Annotated in this window: 5 protein-coding genes; all 5 read left to right on the top strand. The window is 72.5% G+C overall.

Annotation, left to right across the window (positions count from 1 at the left end; translation table 11 throughout):
* Positions 1–648: VWA domain-containing protein (locus IJH84_RS19260; RefSeq protein WP_295147045.1), on the top strand; the 648-nt coding region annotated here is incomplete at its 5' end.
* The gene (locus IJH84_RS19255) at positions 641–1,753 is read left to right on the top strand and encodes an XdhC/CoxI family protein (RefSeq protein ID WP_200068357.1); all 1,113 of its coding nucleotides are present in this window, start codon (positions 641–643) and stop codon (positions 1,751–1,753) included. The genes IJH84_RS19260 and IJH84_RS19255, both read left to right, overlap by 8 nt.
* 273 nt (positions 1,754–2,026) lie before the next feature.
* The gene (locus tag IJH84_RS19250; RefSeq protein ID WP_200068358.1) at positions 2,027–2,575 is read left to right on the top strand and encodes a (2Fe-2S)-binding protein; all 549 of its coding nucleotides are present in this window, start codon (positions 2,027–2,029) and stop codon (positions 2,573–2,575) included.
* Complete coding sequence (locus tag IJH84_RS19245) at positions 2,572–5,013, top strand: xanthine dehydrogenase family protein molybdopterin-binding subunit (protein ID WP_200068359.1); 2,442 nt, start codon at positions 2,572–2,574, stop codon at positions 5,011–5,013. The genes IJH84_RS19250 and IJH84_RS19245 overlap by 4 nt, the downstream gene beginning before the upstream one ends.
* Positions 5,010–5,864 (top strand): xanthine dehydrogenase family protein subunit M, encoded by an 855-nt coding sequence (locus tag IJH84_RS19240; protein ID WP_200068360.1) that lies wholly within the window; start codon positions 5,010–5,012, stop codon positions 5,862–5,864. Before IJH84_RS19245 ends, IJH84_RS19240 begins: the two co-directional genes overlap by 4 nt.
* The last annotated feature ends 185 nt before the right edge of the window (positions 5,865–6,049 follow it).

Genomic DNA, 6,049 nt, shown 5'->3' with positions numbered 1-6,049 from the left:
CTGCGCCTGGCGCGGCATCGCAAGGCGCGCAGGCCGCGCCGGGTGGTGCTGCTGATCGACGTTTCCGGCTCGATGGCCCCGTACGCCGACGCGCTGCTGCGGTTCGCGCACGTGGTGGTTCGCCGCACCCCGGCGAGCACCGAAGTCTTCACGCTGGGCACCAGGATGACCCGGGTGAGCAGGCAGCTGCGCCAGCGCGACCCGGAGCACGCGCTGCACGCGGCGTCGAAGGCGGTGCCGGACTTCTCCGGCGGAACCAGGCTCGGCGAGACGCTGCGCGGGTTCCTGGACCGGTGGGGCCAGCGGGGCGTTGCCCGCGGTTCGGTCGTCGTGCTGTTCTCCGACGGCTGGGAACGCGGTGACGTGCAGCTGCTGGCCGAGCAGACGCACCGGTTGCGGCGGCTGGCGCGGGCGGTCATCTGGGCCAACCCGCACGCCGGTCATGCGGGGTACGAGCCGGTGCAGTCCGGGATCGTGGCCGCCGCGCCGCACGTGGACGCCTTGGTGGCCGGGCACAGCCTCGACTCGTTGCAGCGGGTGTGGTCGCGGGTGCGGCGGTTCGGGAATTCCGGTGCGACCGCGAACGCTGACAAGCAAATGCCGCCGGAAGTTCCCGGTCGGCCGACAGCGGAGGTGGGCCGTGCGTGACGTGCTCGATGAGGTGGCCAAGCGCTGGGATTCCGGCGAACCGGTGGGGCTCGGCACGGTGGTGGCCACGTTCCGCTCGGCGCCGCGCCCGCCTGGTGCGGCGATGCTGGTGACTCCCGAGGGGGAGGCGGTCGGCAGCGTCTCCGGCGGTTGCGTGGAAGGCGCGGTCTACGAGCGGGCGACCGCGGTGCTCGACGGCGACCCCGCGGGCCTGCAGCGCTACGGCGTCAGCGACGACGACGCGTTCGCGGTCGGGCTGACCTGCGGCGGCATCCTCGACGTGTTCGTCGAGCGGATCGACCGGGAATCGTTCCCCGAGTTCGACGCGGTCGCCGATTCGGTGCGCGCGGAGGAACCGGTCGCGGTGACGACCGTGGTCGAGCACCCGGATCCCGCCCGGGTCGGAGCGCGCCTGCTGGTGTGGCGCGACCGCACCGGCGGCAGCCTGGGCGAGCGGCGGATGGACGACGCGGTGGCCGACGACGCGCGGGGGATGCTCGCCAGCGGCCGCAGCGGCGTCCTGGAGTACGGACCGGAGGGTCAGCGGCGCGGCGAGGGGATGCGGGTGTTCGTGAACTCCTTCGAGCCGCCGCCGCGGATGCTGGTGTTCGGCGCGATCGACTTCGCCGCGGCGATGGCGCGGATCGGCTCGTTCCTCGGCTACCGCGTGACGGTGTGCGACGCGCGGCCGGTGTTCGCCACGCACAGCCGGTTCCCCGGCGTGGACGACGTGGTGGTGGATTGGCCGCACCGCTACCTGGCCGCGGAGGCCGAGGCGGGGAGGCTGGACGAGCGGACCGCGGTCATGGTGCTCACGCACGATCCGAAGTTCGACGTGCCCGTGCTGGAGCTCGCGCTGCGGCACGACCTCGGCTACGTGGGCGCGATGGGTTCGCGGCGCACGCACGACGACCGGATGCAGCGGCTGCGCGAACAGGGCCTCGCGGAGGCGGAGCTGGCCAAGCTGTCCTCGCCGATCGGGTTGGATCTGGGTGCGCGCACACCGGAGGAGACCGCGGTGTCCATCGCGGCGGAACTGATCTCGCTGCGCTGGGGCGGCGCGGGAACCCGCCTCACCGAAACCGCGGGCCCCATCCACCGCTGAAGCACCGGCCGCCCCGGCGGAATCGTGCCGAGCTGGGAATTCGGCGCGGCGCACTGCTCCGAACGGGCCATCCGCGGGCCGTCCGGGAGCTGATCGGTTCACCAGTCATGCGCCCGCGTGCTCGGCACTCCGCGGCCGCCGCACCCCGCGCGAGGTGGGGTTGCTCTTGGCGCGAACGCGTAGCAGGCTCAGGAGCCGAGTGACCTCTGTCACCCATAGGGGTCAACGTTCCCGAACACCCGCGCTAACCGCGGCCCGTCCAATGGAGGCCCGATGCCGCGCATCACCGTCAACGTCGACGGCACCGAGTACACCGACGAAGTCGAACCCCGCACCCTGCTCGTGCAGCACCTGCGCGACCGGCTGGGCAAGGTCGGCACCGTCGTCGGCTGCGACACCAGCAACTGCGGCGCCTGCACCGTTCACCTGGACGGCCAGAGCGTCAAATCCTGTTCGGTGCTCGCGGTGCAGGCCGACGGGCACGACGTCACCACCATCGAAGGACTCGAACGGGACGGCGAGCTGCACCCGGTGCAGCAGGCGTTCCACGACAACCACGCGCTGCAGTGCGGGTTCTGCACGCCCGGCATGATCATGCAGTCGCTGGACCTGCTCGCGGAGAACTCCGCGCCCAGCGACGAGCAGATCCGCGAAGGGCTGGAGGGCAACCTCTGCCGCTGCACCGGCTACCAGAACATCGTCCGCGCGGTGCAGGACGCGGCCGGGAAGATGCGGCCGGGCGCCGGACCGCCGATCGAGCAGACCGCGGACACCCCGCAGCAGCGCACCGGCGAGCAGCAGGCGGAGGTGCGGCAGCCATGACTTCCACCGCGGAACCCGAACTCGGCCGCGCCCGCAAGCGCAAGGAGGACGCCCGGCTGATCACCGGGCGCACTCGCTGGACCGACAACATGGCGCTGCCCGGGATGCTGCACCTGGCGATCTTGCGCAGCCCGGTCGCGCACGCGCGCATCACCGCCATCGACACCGAAAGCGCACGCAAGATGCCGGGTGTGCGAGCGGTGCTCACCGGGCAGGACGTCGCCGACGAGCAGGGCAGCCTGCCGTGCGCGTGGCCGATCACCGAGGACATGAAGTCGCCGGACGCGCCGTCGCTGGCGGTGGACACCGTCAACTTCGCCGGTGAGGCGGTCGCCGTGGTCGCCGCCCGCAGCGCGGCCGAGGCGCACGACGCGCTGGACGCGATCGAGGTGGACTACGAGGACCTGCCGGTGGTCCTGGACATCACCGCGGCGGCCACCGACGAATCCCCGCTGGTGCACGAGGACTTGGGCACCAACCGCAGCGCGACCTGGACGTTCGACTCCGCCGCTGCGGGTACCGGCGGCGACGTGCAGCAGGCGCTCGACGACGCCGAGGTGCGGGTGGACCGCACGTTCCGGCAGCAGCGGCTCATCCCGGCGTTCATGGAGCCCCGCTCGGTCGTGGTGGACCCGACCGGCGAGCAGTTCACCATGTGGTCGGCCACCCAGGTGCCGCACATCCTGCGGCTGATGATCGCGATGAACCTGGGCGTGCCGGAGCACAAGGTGCGGGTGATCGCGCCGGACGTCGGCGGCGGCTTCGGCGGCAAGCTGCAGGTCACCCCGGAGGAGTTCATCGCGTTCCTGCTGGCCCGCAGGCTGGGCAAGCCGGTGAAGTGGACCGAGTCGCGCTCCGAGACGATGGTCTCCGCGCACCACGGCCGCGACCAGGTGCAGCGGTTGTCGATCTCGGCCCGCCGGGACGGCACGGTCACCGGGCTTAAGGTCGAGCTGCTCGCGGACATGGGCGCCTACCTGCGGCTGGTCACGCCGGGCGTGCCGATCCTGGGCGCGTTCATGTTCAACGCGATCTACAAGTTCCCGGCGTACCACTTCAGCTGCACGAACGTGTTCACGAACAAGACCCCGACGGACGCCTACCGAGGTGCCGGGCGGCCGGAGGCCACCTTCGGCATCGAGCGGATGATGGACGAGCTCGCCGCCGAGCTGGGCATGGATCCGATGGAGGTCCGGCGCAAGAACTGGATCGGCCGCGACGAGTTCCCGTACGACACCGTCGCCGGGCTGACCTACGACTCGGGCGACTACGAGGCCGCGACCGACCGGGCGATGGAACTGCTGGGCTACGACTCGCTGCGGCAGGAGCAGGCCGAGCGCAGGCGACGCGGGGACACCGTGCAGCTGGGCATCGGGATCTCCACGTTCACCGAGATGTGCGGGCTGGCGCCGTCGCGGGTGCTGGGTTCGCTGTCCTACGGCGCGGGCGGCTGGGAACACGCCGCGATCCGGGTGCTGCCGACCGGCAAGGTCGAGGTCGTCACCGGCGTCTCGCCGCACGGGCAGGGCCACGAGACGGCGTGGAGCCAGATCGTCGCCGACCGGCTGGGCGTGCCGTTCGAGGACGTCGAGATCCTGCACGGCGACACCCAGTCCTCGCCGAAGGGCCTGGACACCTACGGTTCGCGCTCGCTGGCGGTCGGCGGCATGGCGGTGGTCAGCGCCGCGGACAAGGTGATCGACAAGGCCCGCACGATCGCCGCGCACATGATGGAGTGCGCCGAGGACGACGTGGAGTTCACCGCGGGCAGCTTCGGCGTGCGCGGCACCGACCGGGCCACCGCGCTCGGCGAGGTGGCGCTGGCCGCGTTCGCCGCGCACGACCTGCCGGAAGGGGTGGAGCCGAGCCTGGACGCGGACGCCACGTTCGACCCGGAGAACTTCTCCTTCCCGCACGGCACGCACCTGTGCGCGACCGAAGTGGACACCGCGACCGGGCGGGTGCGCATCCGCGACTACGTCTGCGTGGACGACGTGGGCACCGTGGTCAACCCGCTGATCGTGGAAGGCCAGGTGCACGGCGGGCTCGCGCAGGGCATCGCGCAGGCGCTGTTCGAGGAGGCCGTGCACGACGAGTCCGGCACGCTGACCACGGCCACGCTGGCGGACTACCTGGTGCCGTCGGCTGCGGACCTGCCGGAGTACGTCACCGACCGCACCGAGACCCGCGCGACGTCGAACGCGCTGGGCGTGAAGGGCGTCGGGGAAGCAGGCACGATCGCCTCCACCCCGGCGGTGGTCAACGCGGTCGTGGACGCGATCCGGCACTTCGGCGTCGACGACGTGGAGATGCCGTGCTCGCCGCAGCGCGTGTGGCGGGCGATCACCGGGGCGCGAGCTTCCGGGCAGACCGCGCCGGAATCCGGTGGCGGCATGGGTTCGATGGAAGGTTCCGGCTCGCGAGGAGGTAACCGGTGATCCCCGCATCCTTCGACTACATCGCACCGTCCACAGTGGATGAGGCGGTGACCGCGCTGCAGCAGGCGGGCGACGAGGCCAAGGTGCTCGGCGGCGGGCAGAGCCTGCTGCCGGTGCTGCGGATGCGGCTGGCCGACCCGCGGGTGGTCGTCGACCTCGGCCGCATCCCGCAGCTGCGCGGCGTCCGCGAGGACGGCGACCGGCTGGTGATCGGCGCGATGACCACGCACCACGAGATCGCCCGCGACCCGCTCGTCCGCGAGCACGCCGAGCTGATCGCGCTGGCCACCCGCACCGTGGCGGACCCGCAGGTGCGCCACCGCGGCACGTTCGGCGGATCGCTGGCGCACGCCGACCCGGCCGGGGATCTGCCCGCTCCGGCACTCGTGCTGGACGCCGAGATGGTCATCGCCGGTCCGGGCGGGCAGCGGACGGTGCCCGCGGCGGAGTTCTTCGCGGACTTCTTCACCACCGCGCTGGAGGCCGACGAGGTGCTGGTCGAGATCCGGATGCCGAAGTGGACCGGCTGGTCGGCGCACTACGAGAAGTTCAACCGCGTCGCGCAGGCGTGGTCCATGGTCGGGGTGGCCGCCGCCGTGCTCGTGCGGGACGGCGCGATCGCCGAGGCCCGCGTGGGGCTGACGAACATGGGCGCCACGCCGATCCGGGCGCGTGGGGTGGAAGGGGCGCTGCTCGGCGCCCCGGCCACCGCGGAGGCGATCACCGCGGCGGCCCGGCACGCGGCGGAGGGCACCAGTGCCACCGCCGATGCCAGCGCCGATGTGGACTACCGGGAACATCTCGCCGAAGTGCTCACCGGCCGGGCGGTCGCCACGGCGGTCGGCGTGTAGTAATGGAGTGGTCGGCGCGTTCGCGCGCCGGAGTCGTCCGTTCGCCCCGGCCGGGCTCGGCTCGGCAGATCGGCACCGCCGGGCTCGGTCCGGCTGGTCGGCACCGCCGGGCTCGGCTCGGCCGGTCGGCACCGCCGGGCTCGGCTCGGCCGGTGGCACAGTCCGGCCCGGTAGGACTCGTCCGG

The sequence above is a fragment of the Saccharopolyspora sp. genome (assembly GCF_017434145.1).
GTDB classification, from domain to species: Bacteria; Actinomycetota; Actinomycetes; order Mycobacteriales; family Pseudonocardiaceae; genus Saccharopolyspora_C; species Saccharopolyspora_C galaxeae.
Note: the sequence above shows the minus strand (reverse complement) of the source record. Positions and strands in the feature narration are given on the sequence as shown.

What these genes read in the sequence shown, in the direction of transcription:
- IJH84_RS19250 (WP_200068358.1), top strand. Translation starts at nt 2,027, where the DNA reads ATGCCGCGCATCACCGTCAACGTCGACGGCACCGAGTACACCGACGAA.
- IJH84_RS19245 (WP_200068359.1), top strand. Translation starts at nt 2,572, where the DNA reads ATGACTTCCACCGCGGAACCCGAACTCGGCCGCGCCCGCAAGCGCAAG.